General features: G+C 62.7%; 15 protein-coding genes. 9 read left to right on the top strand and 6 right to left on the bottom strand.

What is annotated here, in order from left to right; all coding sequences use genetic code 11:
- Positions 1 to 4: 4 nt before the first annotated feature.
- A complete protein-coding gene (locus tag ABB26_RS05525) occupies positions 5 to 1,081 on the bottom strand; it encodes a LacI family DNA-binding transcriptional regulator (RefSeq protein ID WP_057632712.1) in 1,077 nt (358 codons plus the stop codon).
- Positions 1,082 to 1,124: 43 nt separating this feature from the next.
- Positions 1,125 to 2,417 carry a sugar MFS transporter gene (locus ABB26_RS05520; RefSeq protein WP_057632680.1) on the bottom strand — a complete coding sequence of 431 codons (1,293 nt, stop codon included), beginning with the start codon at positions 2,415 to 2,417 and terminating at the stop codon, positions 1,125 to 1,127.
- Positions 2,418 to 2,786: 369 nt separating this feature from the next.
- Here ABB26_RS05520 and ABB26_RS05515 point away from each other — a divergent pair, with 369 nt between their 5' ends.
- The 8 genes from ABB26_RS05515 (at position 2,787) to ABB26_RS05480 (ending at position 21,030) form a co-directional block, all read left to right on the top strand.
- Entirely contained in the window at positions 2,787 to 3,821 is a 1,035-nt protein-coding gene (locus tag ABB26_RS05515; protein ID WP_245626141.1) for a glucokinase family protein, read from the top strand.
- A gap of 89 nt (positions 3,822 to 3,910) precedes the next feature.
- Positions 3,911 to 6,604, top strand: a complete 2,694-nt coding sequence (locus ABB26_RS05510; protein WP_057632679.1) for a TonB-dependent receptor — start codon at positions 3,911 to 3,913, stop codon at positions 6,602 to 6,604.
- Between the two features lie 177 nt (positions 6,605 to 6,781).
- Positions 6,782 to 9,088 carry a family 20 glycosylhydrolase gene (locus ABB26_RS05505; RefSeq protein ID WP_057632678.1) on the top strand — a complete coding sequence of 769 codons (2,307 nt, stop codon included), beginning with the start codon at positions 6,782 to 6,784 and terminating at the stop codon, positions 9,086 to 9,088.
- Between the two features lie 408 nt (positions 9,089 to 9,496).
- Positions 9,497 to 10,597, top strand: coding sequence for a glucokinase family protein (locus ABB26_RS05500; RefSeq protein WP_083490700.1), 1,101 nt, complete (start codon positions 9,497 to 9,499; stop codon positions 10,595 to 10,597).
- Between the two features lie 74 nt (positions 10,598 to 10,671).
- Positions 10,672 to 13,398: a TonB-dependent receptor gene (locus ABB26_RS05495; protein WP_245626140.1), complete on the top strand. Its 2,727-nt coding sequence runs from the start codon at positions 10,672 to 10,674 to the stop codon at positions 13,396 to 13,398.
- 837 nt (positions 13,399 to 14,235) lie between these two features.
- Positions 14,236 to 16,884 carry a TonB-dependent receptor gene (locus tag ABB26_RS05490; protein WP_057632676.1) on the top strand — a complete coding sequence of 883 codons (2,649 nt, stop codon included), beginning with the start codon at positions 14,236 to 14,238 and terminating at the stop codon, positions 16,882 to 16,884.
- A gap of 127 nt (positions 16,885 to 17,011) precedes the next feature.
- On the top strand, positions 17,012 to 18,559 hold the full coding sequence (locus tag ABB26_RS05485) for an outer membrane protein assembly factor BamB family protein (protein WP_057632675.1): 1,548 nt from the start codon (positions 17,012 to 17,014) through the stop codon (positions 18,557 to 18,559).
- A gap of 116 nt (positions 18,560 to 18,675) precedes the next feature.
- Positions 18,676 to 21,030, top strand: coding sequence for a beta-N-acetylhexosaminidase (locus tag ABB26_RS05480; protein ID WP_057632674.1), 2,355 nt, complete (start codon positions 18,676 to 18,678; stop codon positions 21,028 to 21,030).
- Positions 21,031 to 21,378: 348 nt separating this feature from the next.
- On the opposite strand, the gene ABB26_RS05475 is transcribed toward ABB26_RS05480, so the two are convergent.
- Together ABB26_RS05475 and ABB26_RS05470 are read right to left on the bottom strand one after the other, a co-directional pair.
- On the bottom strand, positions 21,379 to 21,762 hold the full coding sequence (locus ABB26_RS05475) for a VanZ family protein (protein WP_425477244.1): 384 nt from the start codon (positions 21,760 to 21,762) through the stop codon (positions 21,379 to 21,381).
- Positions 21,759 to 22,943, bottom strand: a complete 1,185-nt coding sequence (locus ABB26_RS05470; RefSeq protein ID WP_057632672.1) for a class I SAM-dependent methyltransferase — start codon at positions 22,941 to 22,943, stop codon at positions 21,759 to 21,761. The genes ABB26_RS05475 and ABB26_RS05470 overlap by 4 nt, the downstream gene beginning before the upstream one ends.
- Before the next feature lie 54 nt (positions 22,944 to 22,997).
- On the opposite strand from ABB26_RS05470, the gene ABB26_RS05465 reads away from it, so the two are divergent.
- Positions 22,998 to 23,735 carry a pteridine reductase gene (locus ABB26_RS05465; RefSeq protein WP_057632671.1) on the top strand — a complete coding sequence of 246 codons (738 nt, stop codon included), beginning with the start codon at positions 22,998 to 23,000 and terminating at the stop codon, positions 23,733 to 23,735.
- 19 nt (positions 23,736 to 23,754) lie between these two features.
- Here ABB26_RS05465 and folK read toward each other — a convergent pair whose 3' ends face one another.
- Both folK and ABB26_RS05455 read right to left on the bottom strand, forming a co-directional pair.
- Positions 23,755 to 24,249, bottom strand: coding sequence for a 2-amino-4-hydroxy-6-hydroxymethyldihydropteridine diphosphokinase (gene folK, locus ABB26_RS05460; protein ID WP_057632670.1), 495 nt, complete (start codon positions 24,247 to 24,249; stop codon positions 23,755 to 23,757).
- Positions 24,250 to 24,371: 122 nt separating this feature from the next.
- Positions 24,372 to 25,898, bottom strand: a complete 1,527-nt coding sequence (locus ABB26_RS05455; protein WP_057632669.1) for a response regulator — start codon at positions 25,896 to 25,898, stop codon at positions 24,372 to 24,374.
- Between the last annotated feature and the right edge of the window lie 5 nt (positions 25,899 to 25,903).

The raw sequence follows: 25,903 nt of genomic DNA, 5'->3' as shown, positions 1-25,903 counted from the left end.
ATCATTACTCGGAAAGGTCGGGGGGAGTTGAAGGGGGGCGCGCGGGCTGCTGACGCAGCGGCGCGGTGGAACCACGCACCACCAGCTGCGGCACGAAGCCCTGGTTCTGCAATTGCAGGGGACTGTCGTCGTAGGCATCGCTGCGCAGCTGGCTGATCAGCAAGCGCGCGGCGTGCCGGGCGATATCGCCGGTCGCCTGCTTGGCGGTGGTCAGCGCCGGCCACGACTGGCGCGAGAACGGGCTGTCCTCGAAACCGGCGATGGACAGGTCGTACGGCACGTTCAAGCCGGCTGAATTGGCCGCCGCCAGCACGCCGGCGGCGATTTCATCGTTGGAGCCGAAGATGGCGGTCGGCGGTTCACGCAGTGCCAGCAAGCGGCGCGCACCGCGGAAGCCATCGTCGAAGGTGTAATCACCCGGAATCACCAGGTGCTTGTCCAGCGGGATGCCGTAATCCTTCAGCGCCGCTTCGTAGCCGGCATAGCGTTCGCCACTGGAATGGTGCGAGGTGCCGCCCCACAGGAAACCGATGCGCTGGTGGCCCAGCTGGATCAGGTGCTCGGTGATTTCGTAAGCGGCATCGCGGTCGTCAACGAACACGCACGGACCATCGCCCGGGTCTTCGGTGGCGGCGATGATGCGCACCGTCTTGATGCCACGCGCGTTGAGCGCGGCGACCAGTTCCGGGCGCTCGGACATCGGCGCGGTCAGCACCAGACCCGCCAGGCGCGAGCGCTGCACCCAGTCGGCCAGCTCCTCGGCCAGCATTGGCGAGGTGGAATCGCACGGGTGGATCTGCAGGCCGAAGCCGGTCTCTCGACACGCCGACAACACGCCGTTCTGCACACCGATGATGTGGTACGGATTGGGGTTGTCATACACCAGCCCGATCACGAAGGTGGTGTTGCTGCGCAGGTTGCGTGCGGACGGATCCGGTTCGTAATCCAGTTCCGCCACGGCGCGCAGTACGCGCGCGCGCGTGGCCTGCATCACCGAAGGCTCGTTGTTGATGACCCGCGAGACGGTCTTCAGCGATACCTTGGCCCGCTCGGCAACATCCTTGATGGTGGGTCTACGCATAACCGGTTCCTGCGTTGGCTTGATGGCCGCCATGATGCTCGATTCAGGCGCCACGTGCCTTGCCCGCGCTATGTCCGACCGTGCCGAAATACAGGATGTACAGGTAGCAGGGGATCATCAGCGCCGCGAACACCATCTGGAAGTCTTCCGGGTACGCGTGCTTGAGCAGGGCGAAGGCCTGCGGAATGATCGCGCCACCGGCGATACCCATCACCAGCAGGGCCGAACCGGTCTGGGTGAAGCGCCCCAGGCCACGGATGGCCAGCGGGAAAATTGCCGGCCACATCATGGCGTTGGCAAAGCCCAGCGCGGCCACGAAGCCCACCGACACGTAGCCGTGGGTGAAGAAGGCCCCCAGGGTGAACAGCACACCCAGCACCGCTGACACGGCCAGGTACTTTTCCTGCGAGATATAACGCGGGATCAGCAGCAGGCCGGCGAGATAACCCACCAGCATCGCGAACAGGGTGAAGGAAGTGAAGAACTTGGTCTGGTCCAGCGGCAGGCCAAACGCATGGCCGTAGGTGCCGATGGCATCACCGGCCATCACTTCAACGCCCACATACAGGAACAGACAGATCACACCCAGCCACAGGTGCGGGAACTGGAAGATGCTCTGCTTGGCCGCACCGCCCCCCTGACCCGGCGCGGAGTTGGATTCCTCGGCACTGACTTCCGGCAGCGGCGACATCAGCACGGCGACCGAAGCCACCAGCAGAATCGCGAACATCACCATGTAGAAGCCACGAATGCCGCCGGCAAAGCCATCGAGCAGCGCTTCACGGGTTGCCGGATCCGCTTTGGCCACTTCAGCGGCCAGGTCGCCTACCCCATGCAGTACCAGCGAGCCAAGCAGCAGCGGCGCGAGGATGCCGGCGATCTTGTTGCAGATGCCCATCAATGCGATGCGGCGCGCCGCGGTTTCGATCGGGCCGAGGATGGAGATGTATGGATTGACCGAGGTCTGCAGCAATGCCATGCCACCGCCGAGCACGAACAGGCTCGCCAGTGCGCCCGGGAAAATGCGCCAGGTGGCGAACTGACCGAACGCCGCTGCCCCGACCGCCATCACCATCAGGCTCAGGGCCAGGCCCTTCTTCATGCCGGTCCGGCGCAGGATCCATGACGCTGGAATCGCGAGGAAGAAGTACGAGAGGTAGAACACCATCAGCACCAGGAATGCGGAAATCTCGCTGACCTGGAAAGCCAACTGCACGAAGGTGATGAGCGGCCCGTTGAGCCAGGTGAAGAAGCCAAGGATGAAAAACAGCACGCCGACGATGGCGATGGACGACGCCGTACCGGTACGCGGCGAAGAAGCGGGAACAGCAGACATGGGCAAGGCTCCTGCAGATGCGGGAAACGGATCAGGCCGTCAGGTGATCATGTGGGAACAACGTTGTCACATTTATTGTTTGCTGCCGACAGGTTTGTCAACAATGCGTGTCGGCTAGCAGAACACCGCAATACGCCCACAAACCGGCGCAAGGCCGGACCGCTCAGGGTTTACCCCCCAAAACCCTTGATGCAACGTTGATGACGTTATCGAATGCAACAAATACGGTGATTGCAGAGTTTGCGCGGAAGCGCTGCAGTGCAGCATCGAAACTTGCAATTATTCGTTGACATCGTTGTCAGAAGGATTACAGACTCGGCCCCCGAATGGCGTCCTGTCGGGCGCTGGCCATCGCCATAGGGAAATCGAGTGACCGCTGTCGTCCCCCCGCTGCAGACCACCCGTTACGACTGCGCCGCCCGGCCGTTCTTCGCCGCCGACGTCGGCGGCACCCATGTCCGCGTCGGCTTGATCCAGCCGGGCGTGGGTGAAGGGCACGCCATCGACGTGCTGTCCTACCGCAAATACCGTTGCGCCGATCACCCCAGCCTCAGCGCGATCCTTGCCGACTTCGCCAGCCATACCAATGCGGTAGCCGACTGCGTCATCGCCACCGCCGGCTACGCACTGCCGGACGGTACCGTGATCACCGCCAACCTGCCCTGGCCGCTGTCGTCCAACCGCATCCGCCAGGACCTGGGGTTCGAGGCGGTGCATCTGGTCAACGATTTCGAAGCCGTCGCCCACGCCGCCGCGCACATCAGTGCGAGCCAGGTGCTGCAGCTCACCGGCCCGGCCGACGCGCCGCGCGGCCCCACCTTGGTCATTGGCCCGGGTACCGGCCTGGGTGCAGCGGTGTGGATTCCGGTTGGCAACCGCTCCGTCGTATTGGCTACCGAAGCCGGTCAGGCGTCGCTGGCCGCGACCACCGAACTGGAAATGGCCGTGTTGCAGCAGATGTTGCGCGACCGCAGCCATGTCTCGATCGAACAGGCCTTGTCCGGCCCCGGCCTGCTCAATCTTTACAACGCGCTGTGCGCGGTGCGCGGCACCACGCCCACGCATGCAACGCCCGATGCCGTGAGCGCCGCCGCCTGTGATGGCAGCGACCCGCTGGCCGTGGAAACCCTGCAGCTGTTCTGCGGAATCCTCGGCTCCACCATCGGCGACATGGCCCTGCTCTATGGCGTGCAGGGCGGCATCTATCTGGCCGGCGGCATCCTGCCGAAGATCAGCCAATTCCTTTTGAACAGCACCTTCGTCGAACGCTTCCTCAACAAGGGGCCGATGACCAAGGCGTTGCAAAGCATTCCCGTGAAGCTGGTAGAGCACGGGCAACTGGGCGTCATCGGCGCCGCCAGTTGGTATCTGGAAAAGACGGCAACCAAAGCCTTCGCAGCATAAGCAACAGATCCACCAGCAAGACAGCAGTAAAGCGACACGAACACCGCGGCACGCCAGTGCCATCCAACCCGATGTTGAGGAGAGACAACATGCATCGCAAGACCCTGCTTTCTGCAGCGATCGTCAGCTGCCTTGCTTTCAGTGCCCACGCGCAGGAAGCCGCCCCCACTGCGACCGATCTGGACACCGTTACCGTCACCGGTATCCGTGGCTCGATGGAAAAGTCGCTGGACACCAAGCGCGAAGCCAATTCGCGCGTTGAAGTGGTCACCGCTGAAGACGTCGGCAAGCTGCCGGCGCACAACGTGGCCGACACCCTGCAGCGCCTGCCGGGCGTGAACATCAGCTCTTCCAGCGCCGACGAAGGCGGCTTCGACGAAGCCGACCGCGTCAGCCTGCGCGGCACCAGCCCGAGCCTGACCCAGACCCTGATCAACGGCCACAGCGTCGGTTCGGCCGATTGGTTTGTGCTCAGCCAGGGCAGCAACGTGGGCCGTAGCGTCAGCTACACCCTGCTGCCGTCCGAGCTGGTCAGCTCGGTGGAAGTGAACAAGTCCTCGCAGGCCAAGCTGCAGGACGGCGGCACCACCGGTACCGTCAACATCATCACCCGCAAGCCACTGGAATTCGCCAACCAGATCACCGCTGAAGCTTCGATCGGCGCAGTGCGTTCGGATTCGGCTAAGTCCAACGATCCGCAGCTGTCGGGCCTGTTCAACTACAAGAATGACGAAGGCACCTTCGGCGTGATGGTGCAGGCTTTCAGCCAGAAGCGTGAACTGCGCCGCGAAGCACAGGAAATCCCGTCGGGCTTCTTCCAGATCGACCCGAAAGGCACGGTTGCACAGAGCAATCCGGACCTGGCTGGCGTATACGCCCCCAGCCTGTTGGGCTCGACCCTGTTCGAACAGACCCGCGAGCGCAAGGGCGGCCTGGTCGCACTGCAGTTCAAGCCGGCCGACAACCTGACGCTGGGCCTGGAAGGCTTCAGCTCGAAGATGGACGCCAACAACTACAACCGCAACTTCATGTTGTGGGGCTCGTCCATCATGGGCGACGTGAAGGACGACGACGGCAACGTCACCCGTCCGGGCCAGGCGCCGGATGCGGGCTACGTGGTCAAGAATGGCGTGCTGACCAACGCCAACTTCACCGGCCAGGCCGGTCGCGACTATGCCGTGTACGACATGATCTACCGCGAAGCCACCGCCAAGAGCAGCTACATCACTGCCGATGCGGATTGGCAGATCAATGACACCCTGAACGCCAAGTTCCAGGCCGGCAGCACCAAGGGCACCGGCTCGACCCCGCGTCAGTTCATTGCTGAGGTGACCGCTGCCAACGGCGGCGGCGCAAACTGGACCACGCACGGCGCCGGCAAGCCTATCGACTGGAACGTCGGCGGCGACATCAGCCCGGCCGGCGTCACCAGCTTCGGCACCTGGGGCAACCAGGAAGTCACCGCCGAGGACAAGGAGAAGTGGTTCACCGCCGACTTCAGCCAGTACTTCGACAGCGGCACGCTGAGCTCGATCGATTTCGGCGTGCGTTATGCCGACCACAAGCGCGAAGCGCTGTCGCCGGAAGGCGCCAGCCCGGGCGATATCTGGTCTGAACTGAAGAACGGCGCCACCGCCAACTTCCCGGGCGGTTTTGCCGGCGGCATCGGCGGCAACTTCCCGCGCAAGCTGTGGTACTTCACCCCGGGCGCACTGAAGGACGCCATCCTCAACAATTCCGACTGGCTGTCCAACAATGACGGCCCGACCGGTCGCCACAACTACGGTGCCGAGTGGAAGGTGGAGGAGAAGAACTTCGCCGGTTACGTGCAGGCCAACTTCGTGGGCGACCGCTGGAGCGGCAATGTCGGCCTGCGTTACGTCAACATCGACCAGGACATCAACACCTACCAGGCTGTCGCTGATATCGCCAACGCCGACGTCAGCAGCCTGTTCGGCAAGTGGAAGGCACTGGCCTACAACAACAAGCACGACCGCATCCTGCCGAGCGCGAACATCAAGTTCGACATGAGTGACGACCTCGTGTTCCGCTTCGCCGCGTCGCAGACCCAGACACTGCCGGACTTCTCGGCACTGGGCGCTTCTTCGTGGGGCTCGGACCTGAGCCGCGTGGGCGGCGGCGGCAACCCGAACCTGAAGCCGGTGCTGTCGACCAACTTCGATGCCAACATCGAGTGGTACTTCATGCCGCGCGGTCTGTTGTCGGTGGGTGCGTACTCGATGAACCTGAAGGACTATGTGGCCTTCGGTACCGAAACGCAGATGCTGTTCAGTGAGCTGACCAACCAGCTGGAGGCCTACCAGGTCGCCGTGCCGGTCAATTCCAACGGCAAGGTCACCGGTGTCGAAGTCGCCTATGAACAGCCGATCGGCGACAACTTCGGCGTCAACGCCAACTACACCTACGCCGATGGCAGCACCTCGCACACCTGGGCCGATGGCAGCAACAACCTGCTGGGCACCTCGAAGAACACCTACAACGTGGGCGGTTACTTCGAGAACGACACCTTCGGTGCACGCGTCAGCTACACCTACCGTTCGTCGTTCCTTATCGGCCTGAAGGGCCCGAGCCCGTACTACCAGGACGACTTCGGCACCCTGTCGCTGTCGCTGAGCTACAAGGCAACCGATTGGCTGAGCGTCAGCTTCGATGCCCTGAACCTCAACAACCCGACCCTCAAGTACTACCAGAGCTCGGTCATCCCGAGTGCGTTCTATGAGAACGGTCGTCAGTACTACCTGAACTTCCGCTTCAAGTACTGAGCCATCCCGGCACGCAGCATCGCCGGTTAGTGTGACGCGCCGGGCCTGGATCATTCCGGGCCCGGCGTTTTTTTTGCAATGACGCTACGCCTCCCTGCCGAGCACAGCTCGGCACTACCATCAGGCCTTGCATACGCTTTCACCGAACATCCAAAGAACAGAACAGGAGCTCCGCCCATGACGAAGTCCCTCAAGCGCAGCCGCGCGCCTTGGCTCAGCAGCTGCGTGCTGCTTGGCCTTTCCGCCCTGCAGGCACATGCGGCCGATACTGCCGCCACGCCGTCGCTGGTCCCCTTGCCGGCCAACTACCAGGCAACGACCGGAAAGGACTTCGTACTGAAGGGCTCGGACCTGGTCGGCGGCAACGACGAGGCCGCACACCGCGCTGCCGGCCAGTTCGTGCAGATGCTGGCGCGCAATGGTGGCCCCACGCTCGCCGTGGCCGACAACGCCAGCAAGGCGAAGATCCGCTTCCGCCTCGATCCATCGGCCACCAACACTGCTGAAGGTTATGAACTGAAGGTCTCCAACACCGGCATCGACGTCAGTGCCGGTGACGATGTTGGCCTGTTCTACGGTGCCGTCACCGCCATGCAGCTGCTCACCGGTGACAACCCGGGGCATGTTGCCGCAGCCACCATCAAGGACACGCCGCGCTTCCCGTGGCGCGGCTTCATGCTCGACTCGGCACGCCACTTCCAGAGCATGGACGAGATCAAGAAGATCCTCGATGCAATGGCGCAGCACAAACTCAATACCTTCCATTGGCACCTGACCGACGACCAGGGCTGGCGCATGGAAATCAAGCGTTACCCCAAGCTCACCGAAGTGGGCAGCTGCCGCGTACCGCTCGGCGATGCCGGGGTTGATGCCGCCACCGGCCAGCCGCGTACTTATTGCGGCTACTACACGCAGGATCAGATCCGCGAAATCATCGCCTATGCCGCACGGCTGCATATCCAGGTGATTCCGGAGATCGACGTCCCCGGCCATGCCACTGCCGCCATCGCCGCTTACCCGGAGCTGGGCGTCACCGACCAGAAGTTGATCACTTCCAGCGAATGGGGCGTGCTGCCAAACCTGTTCAACACCGAAGAAAGCACGCTGCAGTTCATCGAGAACGTGCTGGAAGAGGTGATCGCCATGTTCCCGGCCAAGTACGTGCATGTGGGTGGCGATGAAGCGGTGAAGGATCAGTGGATCGCATCCAAACGCGTGCAGGCGCACATGCGCGAACTCGGCCTGAAGGACGAGATGGAAATGCAGAGCCACATGATCAAGCGCCTGGAGAAATTCCTGGAGCAGCATGATCGGCGCCTGATCGGCTGGGATGAAATCCTCGAAGGCGGCCTGCCGCCGGAAGCCACGGTGATGTCGTGGCGCGGCACCGAAGGTGGCCTGAAAGCCGCCAGCGAAGGCCACGATGTGGTGATGTCACCGGTCACCCACATGTACATGGATTACCTGCAGACCGAGTCGCCGTACGAAGTGCCCGGCCGCCCGACGACCATTCCGCTGCAGAAGGCCTATGAGTTCGAGCCGGTGCCGGCCGAACTTGCCGCCGACAAGCGTTCGCACATCCTTGGCCTGCAGGCCAACATGTTCAACGAGCACACGCGCAATGATGTTCGTCTGGAACACAACCTGTTCCCGCGTCTGGCCGCGGTTGCTGAAACCGGCTGGAGCCCGCAGGACAAGCGCAATTTCAGCAACTTCCTGCAGCGCCTGCCGCGCCAGCTGCAGCGCTACCAGGCCATGGGCATCCGCTACGCGCAGACGCCGTTCCAGGTGGACGTGCTGGACAAGGGCGACCATGTCACCGGCACCGCCGATGTCACGCTCGTCAATCCGCTCGGCTACCCGGTGCACTACACGCTCGACGGCAGCGATGTCACCGCCAACGCGCCGCTGTACAGCCAGCCACTGCAGCTGAAGGTTCCCAGCGAAGTACGCGCCGCTGCGTTCTTCGACGGCAAGCCGCTGGCGGCAACGCGTGCCTATGACTTCACTGCCGAATCGCTGTTGACGCGTGATGACACGCAGCTGGGCCTGTGCCCGAACGGCGGCAAGCTGCTGCTGCGGCTGGAAGACGATGGTCCGGCGGAAGGCGAGCGCGCCATCTTCAACGTCAACATTTTCAACCCATGCTGGTTGTGGTCGGACGTGAACCTGGCAGGCATCAGCAAGGTGAAGGTGCGGGTGGGTCGCATTCCGTACAACTTCCAGCTGGCCCACGACGAGCCGTCGCGCAAGTTCGCGCCGGCACGCAGCAGGCACGGTGAGTTGGAGATCCTGGCCAACTGCGAAGGCAAGCCGCTGGCCTCGGTGCCGCTGCCGGCGACCCCGGGCGCCGATGGCTTCGTGGAGCTGGAAGCGGCCATCACCGCACCGGCAACGCGCGGCGATCTGTGCGTGCGCTTCACCGGTGATACCCGTCCGAACATGTGGACGCTGGATTGGATCAAGCTCGAACCGGGCAAGTGATCGCCGCCGCGTGATGCATGCAGAAGGCCACCCTCGCGGTGGCCTTCTGCTTTGTAGGGCGCAGCCATGCTGCGCTGAGGCTTTCCTCGGCAATGCCCCTGCCTAGCGAGCCTCGACACTACCGGCCGCTGTTGTCATCCGGCTGCGCCAGTTGACCTGCCAAAATTTTCACGCGATCAACAAGATTCCTCTCAGAGCGCCAATCCCCGCCATTGCAATTTCATATGAAATAAAAATTTCCCTGCAAATCATCTAGATAGATAGCAATCACCGGCAAGTGTCATCTTGAAAATTTTTTGCATAGCAGCTTGACATCGTTGTCACATAGCAATGACACTCCCGATACCGCGACACCAACAGGCGTCGTGCGAACTCCCGGGGGATTCCGTGGTTGCCAGGTTGAACACCATGTCCAAGCTGACCACCTCCACTTCAGCCGCCTTGCTGGCCGCCGACGTGGGCGGTACCCATGTCCGCGTGGGCCTACTGCAACCAGGAGAGGATGCGGGCGCGCCGCTGTCGATGCTGGCCTATCGCCAATACCGCTGCGCCGACTACCCCAGCCTCAGCGCGATCCTTGCCGAGTTCCCGGTCGAGCGGTCGACGCTGGCCGCCTGCGTCATCGCCACCGCTGGCTACGCACTGCCGGACGGCACCGTGATCACCGCCAACCTGCCCTGGCCGCTGTCGTCCAACCGCATCCGCCAGGACCTGGGGTTCGAGGCGGTGCATCTGGTCAACGATTTCGAAGCCGTCGCCCACGCCGCCGCGCACATCAGTGCGAGCCAGGTGCTGCAGCTCACCGGCCCGGCCGACGCGCCGCGCGGCCCCACCTTGGTCATTGGCCCGGGTACCGGCCTGGGTGCAGCGGTTTGGATTCCGGTTGGCAACCGCTCCGTCGTATTGGCTACCGAAGCCGGTCAGGCGTCGCTGGCCGCCACCACCGAACTGGAAATGGCCGTGTTGCAGCAGATGTTGCGCGACCGCAGCCATGTCTCCATCGAACAGGCGCTGTCCGGCCCCGGCCTGCTCAACCTCTACAACGCGCTGTGCGCGGTGCGTGGCACCTCGCCCACGCATGCGACGCCCGATGCCGTGAGTGCCGCCGCCTGTGATGGCAGCGATCCGTTGGCTGTGGAAACCCTGCAGCTGTTCTGTGGAATCCTCGGCTCCACCATCGGCGACATGGCCCTGCTCTATGGCGTGCAGGGCGGCATCTATCTGGCCGGCGGCATCCTGCCAAAGATCAGTCAATTTCTTTTGAACAGCACCTTCGTCGAACGCTTCCTCAACAAGGGACCGATGACCAAGGCGTTGCAAAGCATTCCCGTGAAGCTGGTAGAGCACGGGCAACTGGGCGTCATCGGCGCCGCCAGTTGGTATCTGGGACGCAGGGAAACCGACCCCGGCGCACCGCCTTCCGCAGTAACGCAGATGCATGTGGCGGCCCGTCCATGCATGGATTCCCACCCAGCAGCTGCCGGCCAGCACGCCGGATTCCATCAATGATGAGGAGAGACATCATGAGGTACCGCAAGTCCGTACTATCCGCCGCAATCGTCACGTGTTTGAGCTTCCCGGCCATGGCCCAGGACGCACAGCCCGATGCGACCGACCTCGACCGCGTTGTCGTCACCGGCATCCGCGCCAGTCTTCAGCAGTCGCTGGAAACCAAGCGCAACGCCGATGCCATCGTCGACGTCATCACCGCAGAAGATGTCGGCAAGTTCCCGGCCACCAACGTGGCCGAGGCGATGACCATCATCCCCGGTGTCACCATCGACCGTGCTTACGGCCAGGGTGAGAAGGTTTCCATCCTTGGCACCGACCCGGCACTGAACCGCACGCTGCTCAATGGCCAGTCCATCGCCTCGGGCGACTGGAACATGTCCGACTTCCCAACCCGTACCTTCAACTACTCGCTTCTGGCACCTGAGCTGGTCGGCAAGGTGGAAGTATTCAAATCGCCGGAAGCTCGCCTGGATGAGGGCTCGGTTGGCGGCACCGTCAACATCTCCACGCGCAAGCCGCTGGACATGCCGGAAAAGATCAGCGTCAACGGCCGCGTCAGCTTCAGCCGCAACGACCGCGTCGACAAAACCGACCCCAGCGCATCGGCCGCTTTCGGCTGGAAGAATGATGCTGAAAACTTTGGCTTCATCATTTCGGCGCAGTCCGCGCGCGAGAGCATCCGCCGTGACGGTATCGAATCCTACGGCACCGTAAAGGCCAAGGATTACCTCAATGGCAACGGCTCCTGGGGTTCGGTCAACAACACCAACACCGACTGGTCGGTCCCGGCCAACCCGGACGGCAGCCAGCCGAAACTGCCCGGCACCTGCCAGGGCGCCTGTGCCGATGCACTGAAAGCAAACCCGGAGGCCGTGGGTCCCGGCTCGATGAGCGCACACTTCTTCGAACAGAAGCGCGAGCGCGACACCTTCTCCGCGTCGCTTCAGTTCAAGCCGGTCGAACAACTGGATATCGAACTGAATGCGTTGAAGATTGATGCCAACTTCGATCACATGGCGCAGTCCATGTTCGCTTGGCCGGGCAATGCCTATGGCGGCCTGATGACCTTGACCGACGTCACCATCGAAAACGGTTTGATGACCAGCGGCACCAACAAGGGTGGCCGCATGGCGTTCGATCTGCAGAATCGTCGCGCCAAGGTGGAATCTGAAACCTACGACATCAAGGCAACGTGGAACGACGAGCGCTGGTTCCTCTCCACCCATATCGGCCATACCAAGGCCGAAGGCGGCCCGGAACAGGTCTACGGCAGCTTCCTGGGCAGCGCGGACTACACGTGGTCAATCGCTGGCGGCCCGAAGAATCCGGGCAGCCTGACCTTCCACGGCGACAATCCGTTCACCAACCCGGAACAGTTCAAGATGGACGGCGGCTACGCCAACCCGTGGCACACCAACCCGCCGGCAGAAGGCAACTGGGCTTCGGGCTGGGGCGGCAACCTGGTTGAGAAGCCGACGCTGGACAAGGAAACCTACGGCCAGATCGATTTCGGCCTGAAGCTGGATTCACCGGTGTACATGATCCGAGCCGGCTACAAACAGCGCTCGCATGAAACCGGGCAGATCCAGCGCGGCGTCGTGCTGGCTTCGATCCAGGGCTACGGCGACGCCACTGCGGACATGTTCAATCCGCGTCCGCTGCCGGGCAATTATCTGAGTGGCTTTGGTGGCTATGGTGATCTGGCCAACCGTTTCACGATCGACGGCTGGGCGTTGGCCGATTACGTCAAGAGCAACAAGTGGCTGGCACCCTGGCAGGACGCGCCGGTTCCGACCACGCTGGGCAACGGCGAGTTCGCCCGCAACACCTGGACCATCGAGGAAGACATCAAGGCTGCCTATGTGCAGGCTGATTTCAGCTTCGATCGTCTGCGCGGCAACATCGGCCTGCGTTATGTGCAGACCGATGTCGGCAGCGGCGCCTATGCGTGCACAGTCAATGTCCCGGCGTGTCCGGAAGACAAGTACGAGTGGAAGGTCAAGCCGAGCAAGTACAACAACGCCCTGCCAAACTTGAACCTGGCCTTCGACGCCAGCGAAGACCTGGTGCTGCGTTTCTCTGCCGCCAAGACCATGGCACGCCCAAGCTATGCGGACCTCTCCAGCTACATGTGGTTGTCCGACCAGCAGCTGACCGGCGGCGGCGGCAATCCGGATCTGAAGCCGTATCTGTCGACCAACCTGGATTTCTCGGCCGAGTGGTACTTCTCGAAGGATGCAATCCTGGCCGGCTCGGTCTTCTACCGTGACATTTCCGACTACATCCTGATGGCCTCGCGCAAGGAAACGCATTGGAACATCAACCAGAGCCGTGAAGACTCCTACCTGGTGGACCGCCCGCAGAACGCTGGCGATGCAAAGATCAAGGGCGTTTCACTGGCATGGCAGCAGAACTTCGGCATGGGCTTCGGCATCGTCGCCAACTACACCTACTCCGATGGTGAAGCGACCAACGGGCGTCCGCTGCCGTTCAACTCCAAGAACCAGTTCAACATCGCCCCGTTCTTCGAGAACGACAAGTTCGCGGCACGCGTGACCTACAACTGGCGCGACAAGTACTTCACCAACGTCAGCGGCGGTCGCGACCTGTGGACCATGGACTACACCTCGGTTGATGCGTCGCTGTCGTACAAGATCACCGACAACCTGACCGTGGCGCTGGAAGGCATGAACCTGCTTGATGAGAAGTACCACAGCTACTCCGGTACCGAGCAGCTGTTGCGCGGCGCTTACCTGAGCGGTCGTCGCTACAACGCTTCGCTGCGCTTCGCCTTCTAAGCCGGCACCAACCGCTTCACCTGTTTTCCGCTGTTTTTCTCCTCCAGCGGGCCTGGGTTTTCCAGGCCCGTTTTTTTTGCTTCAACTTTCGGTAAAGCCACTCCCACCACGTTCGTGCCCTGCGTGTGAAGCGGTGCGATTACGGCGGGCGATGCCAGCGCAAGGCCATCGCTCATCCCGCCCGATGGCCCGTAACTCCCTTTCGCCACTGCCTTTGAGCGAGCGCCGACAAACGCGCCCACCGGCACACCTACAGCGGAAGAACGGAATTCAAATTATCAATGAATTCATCATGAACAATATTTTCATTTTGAAAACAAACTTTTCACGTTCGCCGCCATCCAGCGTGAAATAGAACTCGTTTTCACGAAGAAAATTGCATAAAAAAAGCGAAATTCAGATGAAAACAGCGTCGCGCCGCCATGAATTTTCAATGAAAATTATTTTTGCAAAATGCGCCACTTTGATAGCAAACTCCCTGCGCAGCTGAACAACAGTCATTACGCGTTCAACCCGCCATCGAGGCACGACGTGGACAAGCAGGCGCCGCCCTTCATCACCCATGCAACTCCCGCCGCGCGTCCCGCGCGCCGCCATAACGCGGCAATTCGGGCGCTGATGACGCTTGCCTTCAACACTGCCCAACCACCGCACGACCCTCGGGTGAACGGCAGCACTGCCAGTCACTGACAGCCACGCACGCAGTTCGTTCGTCGCCTTACCCCGCTTTCAACGCGGCGCCATCCGGCCGCTGGACTTCTCCGCGCACCTATCGGCGCGGAAACAACTGGACGGCATCTCCATGTCGACCATCCATCAGCAAAGGGAGAGAGACCTTTGAACCATCGCAAGTCACCGCTAACCGCGGCCATCGTCAGCTGTCTGGCGCTCAGCTTTTCCGCTGTCGCCCAGGATACGAAGCCGGATGCCACCGAGCTTGATCGTGTTGTCGTCACCGGCATCCGCGCCAGCCTCCAGCAGTCACTGGAAACCAAGCGCAACGCCGATGCCATCGTCGATGTGATCACCGCCGAGGACGTGGGCAAGTTCCCCGCCACCAACGTCGCTGAAGCGATGACCCTCATCCCCGGCATCGCCATCGATCGCGCTTTCGGCCAGGGTGAGCGCGTCAGCATCCTCGGCACCGACCCTTCACTCAACCGCACCCTCCTCAACGGCCAGACCATCGCCTCCGGCGACTGGAACATGTCCGACTTCCCCACCCGTACTTTCAACTACTCACTGCTGGCACCGCAGCTGGTGGGCAAGGTCGAAGTATTCAAGTCCCCCGAAGCGCGCCTGGATGAAGGCTCGATCGGCGGCAGCGTGATGATCTCCACCCGCAAGCCACTGGATCTGGACAGGCCGTTGACGATCTCCGGCCAGGTCGGCGTAACCCGCAACGAAGTCGCAAGCTCCACCGATCCGAACGCCGCACTGCTGGTGGGCTGGAAGAACCAGGCCGAGAATTTCGGCGTGGTGTTCTCCGCCCAGCGTGACGAAGAGAACATCCGCCGCGAAGGCTTCGAGTCGTTCAATGTCATCACCGCCAGCGCGTTCAACGCCTCCATCGCCAACGGCAACTGCGCCGGCGCGTGCGCCGATGCCATCCGTGCCAACCCCAACGCCATCGGCGTCAACTCCGCAGGCGCGGCCTTCTTCGAGCAGGAACGCAAGCGCGACATCTACACGCTGAGCCTGCAGGCCAAGCCGGTGGACAAGCTCGACATCGAGTTCAACGCGTTCGCCATCGATGCCAGCTATGACCATCAGGCGCACCCGATGTTCATCAACCCGGGCAACAATTTCAACAGCGCGGACAAGCTGACCGACATCACCATCAAGGATGGCATCGTCACCGGCGGCAAGATGAAGAACGCGCTGTCGATCTTCGACCTGCAGAGCCGCTGGGCCACCACGGAGTCGCGCACCTATGACCTGAAGGCGGCGTGGAACGACGAACGCTGGTCAGCCAGTGCACAGCTGGGCAGCACCCGCGCCGACGCTGGCCCGCGCCAGTTCTACAGCGAGTTCCTGGCGCGCACCGACTATGCGTGGCAGGTCAGGGATTCGGACAGCAACCCATTCGAAGTGAGCTTCCCGAACGGCAACCCGTTCAACGATCCTTCGCTGTTCCGCTTTGATGGCTGGGCAGGCAACGTCGTCGAGAAGCCGACCGTGGACAAGGAGAAGTACGGCCAGGTCGACTTCGGCCTCAAGCTCGAGTCGCCGGTGTACCTGCTGCGTTTCGGTTACAAGCAGCGTGACCACTTCGTCGGCCAGGTACAGAAGGGCTTCGCGCTCAACACGCCGGCCACCAACAACGCCGGTGAATTTGGTCCGCGCCCGATGCCCGGCGATTACCTGTCCGGGATGGGCAACGGCGGCGCACTGTCAGACCGCTTCACCGTCGATCCCAAGAAGCTGTACGACTGGATCACGAGCGGTGCATGGTTGGCTCCGGGCGCAACGATGCCGGCGCTGTCACCCTTCAATTCCGGTGAGTTCGCCCGCAACACCTGGTCAATCGAAGAAGACAGCAAGGCCGCATATGCCCAGGCGGACTTCAGCGTTGATCGCCTGCGCGGCAATGTCGGCGTCCGCTACATCCGCACCGAAACCGTCAACGAAGGTTACACCTGCGCCAGCAACCTGAATCCCTGCCCCCAGTGGCAGACCATCGTGGAGGGCAAGAAGTACAACAGCACGCTGCCCAACCTCAACCTGATCTACGACCTCAACGAGGACATGGTGCTGCGCTTCTCGGCGGCAAAGGTCATTGCCCGCCCCAACTACGCGGACATGTCCAGTTACATCTGGCTGACCGACCTGAACCTGTCCGGTGCCGGCGGCAATCCTGACCTCGATCCGTACAAGTCCACCAACTTCGACTTCTCCGCCGAGTGGTACATGTCGGAGAACGCCATCCTGGCAGCATCCCTGTTCTACCGCGACGTCAAGGACTACATCCTCAACCAGTCGCAGAAAGAAACGCACTACAACATCAACCAGAACCGCAACGACGTCTATGACGTGACCCGCCCACAGAACGCGGGCAACGCCAAGGTGCGTGGCTACTCCCTGGCATGGCAGCAGAACCTGGGTGCCGGCTTCGGCATCGTGGCCAACTACACGTTCTCCGATGGCGAGGCCGACGATGGGCGTCCCCTGCCGTTCAACTCAGAGCACCAGTTCAACATCAGCCCGTACTTCGAGCAGGGCAACTGGAGCGCTCGTGTCACCTACGGCTGGCGCGACAAATACTTCACCCGCATGGCGGCAGCCAATACGCAGGTCTGGACCGATGACTACGGCTCACTGGATGCATCCGTCGGCTATCGGGTCAACGACAACCTGGCGATACAACTCAACGCGATGAACCTGCTCAACGAGAACTATCGCAGCTACTTTGGCAACAAGGCACTGACCAACGGCCTGTACACCACCGGCCGCCGTTACATGGCGTCACTGCGATTCGATTTCTGATCCTCGCATAGTAGATGTGGCAGCACGGCGGGCCCGATACATCGGGCCCGCTTCATCCTGAAACACGACCACAACGTTCACTTCAACACCGCGCCACCCCGCCGTCACTCCCAGCCAGGTCCGTACGATGTCCAACGACAACGCCACCTCGATCGCATCGCTCCGTGCACACCGCCCCTGGTGGTTGATGCTGGCTGCCAGCGCTCTGTCGGTGAGCACCGCGCTGGCGGCCGCGGAGCCCGATCTTTCCGGCTACTGGCTTGGCGATATCGGGAGCAAGCGCGAACGCGTGGTCATGGGCCTTGAGTTGCAGGCCGATATCAACGGCCGCTACGACATGAAGCTCGATCTGCCGGTCTCGCATCTGCAGGCGCTTCCTCTTCACGGCAAGGCCAGCATCGAAAGCGACACGCTGGTGCATGACGGCCTGCACATGAGCCTGCGCCACAACGGTGAAAGGCTGACTGGAACGCTGTTTGGCAATGGCGAATCCGTCAGCCTGGAGCGTGCAAATCGCGGACATCTTCCGCTGCCCGCAACGCCACCGAAGGATCTACCCACCCTGCCCGGTCCGCACTGGACGACGCGCCTCAGCGGGCAGATATTCGCCTCACCTGTCATCCATGACGACATCGTCTATGTGGGAACCACCGGCGGCACTTTCAGCGCGGTGAACCTCGCCGACGGCAACCTGCGTTGGAGCAGCGCAATCGGCCATCCCATTCTCGGTGCTGCGCTGGTGACCGACGAGGCGGCGTTCGTGGTCAGCGATGGCGGCTATCTGCATCGGCTCGAACGCAGCACCGGGCGCGAGCAATGGCGCGCCTCCATCGAGGACTCCCGCACCAGCCGCGAGTTGCCGCATCCGCAGTCTTCCGCATGGGAATGGCAAGCGCCACGCCCGTTGCTGGTCGATGGCGTGCTGTATGTTGGCGGCAGCGATGGCTGCGTCCAGGCGTTCGCTGCGGCCACCGGTGCCAGCATCTGGAGGACGCAACTGCCAGGACGCATTCAACACGGCCTCTCGTTCGTTGATGGCACCCTGCATGTCGCCACCGAACCCGGCGAGCTGCATGCGCTGCACGCACGTAGCGGGCGCAAGGCATGGACTTATCCGTTGTCGATGCGACCGGGTTCCGCACCTGTCGTCCACAACGGCCGTGTCTTTATCAATGACCGCAGCGGCGTGTTGCACGCCGTCGACGCGCGCAGCGGCCGTGCTCTGTGGCTGACGCAGTTCTGGACGTCATGGATTGAATCGGAGCCTTCCTTCGACAACGAAACGCTCTATATCGGCGCGTCTGATCTTCGCAAGATCACCGCCATCGATACCGCTACCGGCCGCGTGCGCTGGCGTACCGACGTCGGTGGCTGGAGCTGGGGCACGCCGTTGGTGGTGAACGATCACCTGATCGTCGGCACCGCCGCCGGCCAACCGTATTTCCTGCAGCATGTGGCCGGAATCAGCGTGATCCGGCGCGACGACGGCGTGCTTGTATCGCACTATCCGTTGCCGCCGGGACGCGGCTTCCAGTGGGGCATTGCCGGCAGCATCACAGGCGATGCACAGATGCTGGTCGCGGCCGATATTGAAGGAGTACTGATGGGGTTTGAACTGGACGCGATGATCCGCAATTCTTCAATGTCATCGATCAGTACGACGCACACCCCGTGACACCCTTGTAGCACCCCGTTGCTGTGCCCTCCCCCATGGGTAGCACCACCACATCAACGTCTGACAACGCAGCACCCGGGCCTGGAAACAAGGCCCGGCTTCACAAACAAGGAATCATGATGACCCGACACCGACTTTCCACCCACACCCTGCACGCCGCGATGCTGGTTGCCCTGGCTGCCACCAGCACACAGGTCTTCGCTGCGCCGACGGCAACATCTGCCCAGGTACAACCGGTGGAATCGACCCGTGCCAGCATCATTCCGCGTCCGGTATCGGTGCAGCCGGCGGCCGGACGTTTCACTGTTGATGGGTCCACCCGCGTTGTCGGCAGCGGTGACACCGGCACGGTCGCCACGCAGTTCACGGCGCTGTTGGCCGATACCACCCCGCTCAAGCTGCAGGTCGGCAGCCAGAAGGCCGGCAAGAACTCCATTGAATTCCGCCGCGTCGCCGCACGCGAAGGCGACTCTGCTGAAGCCTATTCGCTGCATGTGGACAGCAACGGCGTCGTGATCGAAGCCAGCGATGACCGCGGCCTGTTCTACGGCGCGATGTCGCTGTGGCAGCTGCTCGCCGGCACCCCCTCCAACACGGTCAGCCTGGCGGCGATGCGTATCGAGGACGCACCGCGCTTCAGCTGGCGTGGCTTCATGCTCGACTCGGCCCGCCACTTCCAGAGCATCGAGCAGATCAAGACGCTGCTCGACGCCATGGCAACGCACAAGCTCAACACCTTCCATTGGCATCTCACCGATGACCAGGGCTGGCGCATGGAGATCAAGCGCTACCCGAAGCTGACCGAAATCGGCGGTTGCCGTTCGGCCGCTGGCGAAGCGGGCATCAATCCGGACGGCACGCCACATCTGTACTGCGGCTTTTACACGCAGGAACAGATCCGCGATGTGGTGGCGTATGCCGCCGCACGTCACATCACCGTGGTCCCGGAAGTGGACGTTCCCGGCCATGCGCAGGCCGCAGTTGCCGCTTATCCGGAACACGGTGTGGTGGATGGGCCGACCCAGCCTTCCGCCAACTGGGGTGTCAACCCGTACCTGTTCAATCCGCGCGATGAAACGCTGCAGTTCCTGGAAAACATCCTGGCCGAAGTCATGGAAATGTTCCCGGGCAAGTACATCCACATCGGTGGCGATGAAGCGGTCAAGTACCAGTGGCAGGATTCGCCGCAGGTGCAGGCCTACATCCGTGAGCTGGGCCTGAAGGACGAAGAAGCATTGCAGTCGCACATGCTGAAGCGTCTGGAGAAGTATCTGGAAGCACACGACCGCAAGCTGATCGGCTGGGACGAGATCATCGAAGGCGGCCTGCCACCGGAAGCCACCGTGATGTCCTGGCGCGGCATCGAGGGCGGCATTGAAGCGGCCACGCACGGCCACGATGTGGTGATGACCCCGGGCAATACGCTGTACCTGGATTTCCTGCAGACCAATCTGCCGGACGAACCGCCGGGCCGCCCCAAGTTCACCTCGATGCAGCGCATCTACGCGTATGACCCGGTGCCTGCGCAGTTGAACGAAGCACAGCGCAAGCATGTGCTCGGCGTGCAGGCCAACATGTGGACCGAGCACACGCGCAATTACGAGCGCCTGCAGCACAACCTGTTTCCGCGCATGTCGGCGCTGGCCGAAATTGCCTGGACGCCGCTGGAGCGCAAGAGCTATGACGATTTCCTGGCGCGCCTGCCGGCACAGCTGCAGCGCTACAAGGCGCTGGACATCGCCTATGGCCAGACCGCGTTGTCGGTGGCGATGAAGCGGCAGGATGATCGCGCCGGCGACAAGGTGACGGTGGAGCTGTCCAATCCGCTGAGCTATCGCGACATCCGTTACACCACCGATGGCAGCACGCCCACCGCACAGTCACCCAGCTACGGCGGTGCACTGACCTTGCCGGTTCCCACCGAACTGAAGGCGCAGACGTTCTTCAACGGCGTGCCCTTGGCCGACAAGCCCAGCAGCTGGAACTTCGATGCGGCCTCGCTGTTGAGCCGTACCGACAAGACCCTGGCGCAATGTCCCGAAGGTGGCCGCCTGCTGCTGCGGTTGGAAGACGACAATCCGCTGGAGGGCCCGCGCGCCAACTTCGACGTGACCATCTTCAACCCGTGTTGGCTGTGGGAAGACGCACAGTTGGCCGATATCGGTTCGATCAAGGTACGTGCCGGTCGCATTCCCTACAATTTCGGCCTGCTGAAGCCGGAGGAAGCCAAGCGCGGCTACCGCAAGCCAGTGGCAAGGTATGGCGAGTTCGAAGTGCGCGCCGGTTGTCACGGTCGCGTGCTGGCCAGCGCGCCATTGCCGGAAAAGCCGGGCAAGGACGGTTTCATCGAGCTGGAAGCACCGCTGCGTGCAGGGCCGGAACAGGTCACCGACCTGTGCATCACCTTCAGTGGTGATACCCGACCGCAGATGTGGGTGCTGAACAGGATCGAGCTGCAGCCAGCGCACTAGTTCCCGGGAAGGCGCGGTGCGGAACGTGAGGTACTCTCCACCCCCCGTCCCGCATCGCGCCGTCTTTTACCGCTGTCACGGGTGCCGGGCACGGCACCGTGAAGCGGGACCCTAACAGGCCGGAAAGGCGACAGGAAAGTACTTCCCGTGTGCAACAACCACAGGGGCCGCCGCTTCAACGTGGTTGCAGGCGCAACCACGGATACGGTTGCCCAGTGAACGCATTTCTGCGCGGCATCCCACCGACAGCCGATACAGCAGCCCCATCCACAGGGATGACTCACTGCGATCCCCGTAGCGGGACCGGGCCATGCGATGTCGCCAGCATGGCGTGTCGCGTTCGCCGGCTCAGCGCGGCTGCAGACGCAGCAGCAGATCACGCAGCGGCGTGAATGCCGTCAGCATCCCCGCCAGCACGCCAACACTGTTGGCCAACGCATCCATCGGATCGGCCATGCGCGTCTCAGTCAACGCGCCCTGCAAGCCTTCGATGCCAATCCCCATCACCACCAGGCCCAGTGCCACCACGCACAGCGCGCGACGTGTGGCGAACAGCTGCACCGCGCTGCCGGCCAGCAGGAAGTACGCAAGGAAGTGCTCGACCTTGTCGCTGTTCTGCGGCAGCGCCAGGGGTGGCGGTGGGACCAGGCACACCACGATCACCCCCAGCACCGCCGTACACCACAGCAGCAGCCAGAATTTCTGCCGCCGCAGCGGCTTGAGCGCTTTCACAGGCGCCAGGTCATATCGCCGAGCAGGAACGACATGGACATGTCCACATCGCGACTGAAGGCCATCACCTGGAAGCGCTCGCCCATCTCGGTCGGCAAGGTCAGCCGCTTGAGCTGGCCGCGCAGGCGCATACGCCCTACTTCGTCACTGCGTTCTTCGGCTTGTTCCAGCAGCTGGGTAATGCCGTTGCCGAGCAGGAAATTGGTCTGGCTGCAGTAACCGGCAAGATCAAACCCGGCATTGGTGCCCGCTTCGGCCAGCGCGGTGAAATCCACCGAAGCGGTGATGTCCTGCAGCCCTGGCCACAGGTAGACATCGTTGTGTACGCGATGCCGATAGAACGCCCGCAACGTGCCGTCGGTGCGATCATCCTGGTAGAACTCCGCACGCGTGTAGCCATAGTCGACAAACAGCATCGCGCCGCGTTGCATGCCACCGGCCACGGCCTGGATCCAGTACGGCAACTGCGGCAGCACTTCGGAACGGTAATCCTGAGCGAAAGGTCGCTCCAGGTAACGCTCGATGTGCCGCACCGCTGCCGACGTCAACGCATCGGCCGGCTGTGCGCCGCGCACGAAGCGGCCTTCACCATCCAGCTCCACGGTTTCTTCGTAGATCTCGCCTTCGTTGACCAGGAAACGGGGCGTTGGCAACGCATCGATCACTTCATTGGCGAACACCAAGCCATCCCAGTCGTCCTCAAACGGGCGGTCCAGCCATTCCACCAACGCGAACACCGGCGGGATCAGGGCCTTCTCAAGACGTTCGCGCTGACGCTCGCGCAGATCGGCACTGGGTTCGAGAATGGCATAGCGTGCGGGCAGCGCATCCAGTTCCAGCAGCCGCTTGAGCATGATCTCGGCGAAGGCACCGCTGCCGCCTCCCAGTTCCAGCATCCGCGCCTGCGGCCCCAGCTGCTGCAGCACTGGCGCCACCACGTTGGCGGTGGTGGCGGCAAACAACGGCCCCAACTCCGGCGAGGTAACGAAGTCACCGGCTGCGCCGAATTTGCTGGCACCGGCGCTGTAGTAGCCCCAACCCGGGGCATACAGGGCCAGTTCCATGAAGCGTGAGAACGGCACCGCACCACCTTGGGCGAGGATGTCCTCACGCAGGTGCGTCGCCAGCTGGTCGCTGTGCGCAAGCGCGTCAGGGTCGGGGGTGGGCAGGTCGGAATGCATGGGAATGCGGTTTGCGAGGACAATGCACAGGATAGCCGAGTGAGGAAAGCGCAGATGACAGAATCCCAACGGGTGGCCCTGGTCACCGGAAGTGCCCGCCGTATCGGCGCCACCATCGCCCGGCACCTGCATGCCCATGGCTACCGGGTGGCCCTGCATGCACACCTGTCCTGCGAGGAGATGCAGTCGCTGGCCTTCGACCTGGAAAGTGAACGCCCCGGCAGCGTGTTGACCGTGGAAGCGGACCTGCGCGATCCGACCACGCTGCCGGACATGGTGGAACAGGTGGTCAGCCATTTCGGCCGGCTCGACGCGCTGGTCAACAACGCCTCCAATTTCTTCCCCACCCCGTTTGGACAGGTGGAAGTGGAACAGTGGGACGAGCTGCTGGCGGTCAATGCGCGTGCACCGTTCTTCCTGGCCCAGGCCGCGGCACCGCACCTGATCAAGCAGCGCGGCGCCATCGTCAACCTGACCGACCTGCATGCCACCCAGCCGCTGCGCGAGCATCCGGTCTACAGCACGGCCAAGGCCGCGCTGGAAATGGTCACGCGTTCACTGGCACTGGAACTTGCCCCCCATGTGCGGGTCAACGCGGTCGCACCGGGCGCCATCCTGTGGCCGGAGCAGGGCAAGAGTGAGCAGGCCAAGCAGAAACTGATGGAACGCACGCCCATGGCGCGCATCGGCACACCACATGAGATCGCCTCGGCGGTGCGCTGGCTGCTGGATGACGCCGGTTACATCACCGGGCAGACCCTGCGCCTGGATGGCGGGCGCACGCTGACCTGAGTTTTCTGCGCGCGCAGCGTTACCCCCACCCTTCGAGCGCCACCACATCGAAGGCCTGCCCGTACTGCGGATGCTCACGCCACATCTGCGCCAACGTCAGCTTGCGGACAGGGTCGACAAACTCCGGGGCGATGTCGGCCAATGGCTTGAGCACGAAGGCATGCTTCAACTCCGGCCGGGGGATGCGCAGGTTCTTGGGGCCTTCCACCACCAGATCGCCGTAATACACCACGTCGATATCCAGGGTGCGGTCGCTGAAGCGCGGGCCGGAACGGTCACGGCCGTGCGCATCCTCCACTGCGTGCAACCAGGCGTCCAGTTCGATCAACGGCAATCCGGTTTCCAGCTTCACCGCGTTGTTGAGAAAATCCGGCCCATCGAAGCCCACCGCTGGCGTGCGGTAAGCCGGTGAAACCTGGATATCGCCGAAGCGTTCGCGCAACACGGCCACGGCCAGTTGCAGGTAACGCTGTGGTTGGAGATTGCTGCCCAGACTGAGGAGCACGGTGGTCATGGAGTGGATTGCCTACGGGCCGGCCCGCGCCGGACGGGGCGAGCCATGGCCCCGCATCGTGGTGGGGATGCACATGATAGGGCAGCGAGCGCGCAGGCCGACATCCACCTGCGCCTCTGGGCTTACTCCGCGCCCAATGCGTCGGCCACCGCGCGGAATACCCGCTGCATCTCCAGTGGCTTGGGCAGCACATGCACGCTGATGCCGGGCGGTGCCTGGCCATCGACGAATGCCGGCATCTGCGCGTCCTCCAGCACGATGGCCGGCCCGCGATATCCCATGGCCTGCATTTCCCTGAGCAACTGCTCGGCCGACAGCAGCGGGATACCGCTGTCCACCAGCACCACGTCGGGCAGGCCGGCATCCTGCATCAGCCGCATCGCCGCTGCACCATCGCTGGCAAGGCGCATCCGATAGCCCTGGCTCGACAGTGCATTGCCCAGCAGCGACAACCGTGTGGCTTCATCGTCCACCACCAGCAGGCGCTCGCCGCGTCCAGGCCGGATGGTACTTGGCACCGGCGCCGTATCCTCGATGGAGGCTGCCATCTGCAGCGGCAACAGCAGGTCGAAGGTGGTGCCGCGGTCCAGGACGCTGCTTACTTCGATCCGGCCGCCAATGCTGTCGACAATGCGGTGGCAGGACACCAGCCCCAGACCGGTGCCCTTCGGCTTGGTGGTGAAGAACGGGCTGAACAAGCGCTGCAGCGTGACCTCGTCCATACCGATGCCTTCATCACTCACCCGGATGCGCACCTGTTCGTCGCCCTGCGCATCACGACAGTGCTCGGCCACCAGACTCAACTTGCCACCGTCAGGCATGGCCTGGATGGCGTTGAGCGCCAGGTTCAACAGCACCTGCTGCAATTCGGTGTAATTGGCATCCACCGTCATCCGGTCATCGGACACCTCAAGGTGCAGCTCCACGTCGCGTGGCAGGCTGCTCTTGAGCAACATCCCAACGGCCTGGAACAAGCGCTGCAGCACGATGCGCTCGCTGCGCTGGCTGGAGCCGCGCACGAACGACAGCATCGAATCCACCATCTCATGACCACGGCGACCGCATTCGGCGATCACGTCGGCCAGACGCGTGATCTTGGGATCAACGCTGCGGTCGCGGATCAGGTCCGGCACGATCAACAACGGCTGCAGGATGTTGCGCAGGTCGTGTCCCAGCCCGGCGGCCAGCAACGCCAGGCTTTCCAGACGCTGTGCACGCATCAATTCATCTTCCACCCGCAGCCGCTCGATCTCGCTGCGTGCCTCGCGGATGGCGCGCACCACCGCCGAGGGCAGCCGCGCCGGCAGGTGCTTGATGATGTAATCGTTGGCACCTTCCTGCAGCGCATTCACCGCCGTCTCTTCACCCATCGTGCCGGAGACAAAGATGAAGGGAACCCGTGGATACATTTCACGCAGAATGCGCAGCGCCTGGTAGCCGGAGAACCCCGGCATGCTCAGGTCCGACAACACGATGTCCGGCATCCGCTCGGAAAGCGCACGGTACATGCACGCTTCGTTGTCCACGCAGTCAAAGCTGGCCTGCAGCCCGGATTCGAGCAGCTGATCGGCGATCAACTCCGCATCTTCGGGCGAATCCTCCACCAGCAGAATCCGCAGGGGCCCCAGCGCTGTATCCCGGTTCGGCATGGGGT

This window comes from Stenotrophomonas humi, assembly GCF_001431415.1.
Taxonomy (GTDB): domain Bacteria; phylum Pseudomonadota; class Gammaproteobacteria; order Xanthomonadales; family Xanthomonadaceae; genus Stenotrophomonas; species Stenotrophomonas humi.
The sequence above is the reverse complement of the archived record's forward strand: the minus strand, read 5'-3'. Positions and strand labels throughout refer to the sequence as shown.

Excerpts from the sequence above, each read along its gene's own strand:
- folK (WP_057632670.1), bottom strand. The coding sequence starts at position 24,249 with ATGACCACCGTGCTCCTCAGTCTGGGCAGCAATCTCCAACCACAGCGT.
- ABB26_RS05505 (WP_057632678.1), top strand. The coding sequence starts at position 6,782 with ATGACGAAGTCCCTCAAGCGCAGCCGCGCGCCTTGGCTCAGCAGCTGC.
- ABB26_RS05500 (WP_083490700.1), top strand. The coding sequence starts at position 9,497 with ATGTCCAAGCTGACCACCTCCACTTCAGCCGCCTTGCTGGCCGCCGAC.
- ABB26_RS05455 (WP_057632669.1), bottom strand. The coding sequence starts at position 25,898 with ATGCCGAACCGGGATACAGCGCTGGGGCCCCTGCGGATTCTGCTGGTG.
- ABB26_RS05485 (WP_057632675.1), top strand. The coding sequence starts at position 17,012 with ATGTCCAACGACAACGCCACCTCGATCGCATCGCTCCGTGCACACCGC.
- ABB26_RS05465 (WP_057632671.1), top strand. The coding sequence starts at position 22,998 with ATGACAGAATCCCAACGGGTGGCCCTGGTCACCGGAAGTGCCCGCCGT.
- ABB26_RS05480 (WP_057632674.1), top strand. The coding sequence starts at position 18,676 with ATGATGACCCGACACCGACTTTCCACCCACACCCTGCACGCCGCGATG.
- ABB26_RS05520 (WP_057632680.1), bottom strand. The coding sequence starts at position 2,417 with ATGTCTGCTGTTCCCGCTTCTTCGCCGCGTACCGGTACGGCGTCGTCC.
- ABB26_RS05470 (WP_057632672.1), bottom strand. The coding sequence starts at position 22,943 with ATGCATTCCGACCTGCCCACCCCCGACCCTGACGCGCTTGCGCACAGC.
- ABB26_RS05495 (WP_245626140.1), top strand. The coding sequence starts at position 10,672 with ATGGCCCAGGACGCACAGCCCGATGCGACCGACCTCGACCGCGTTGTC.
- ABB26_RS05510 (WP_057632679.1), top strand. The coding sequence starts at position 3,911 with ATGCATCGCAAGACCCTGCTTTCTGCAGCGATCGTCAGCTGCCTTGCT.
- ABB26_RS05525 (WP_057632712.1), bottom strand. The coding sequence starts at position 1,081 with ATGCGTAGACCCACCATCAAGGATGTTGCCGAGCGGGCCAAGGTATCG.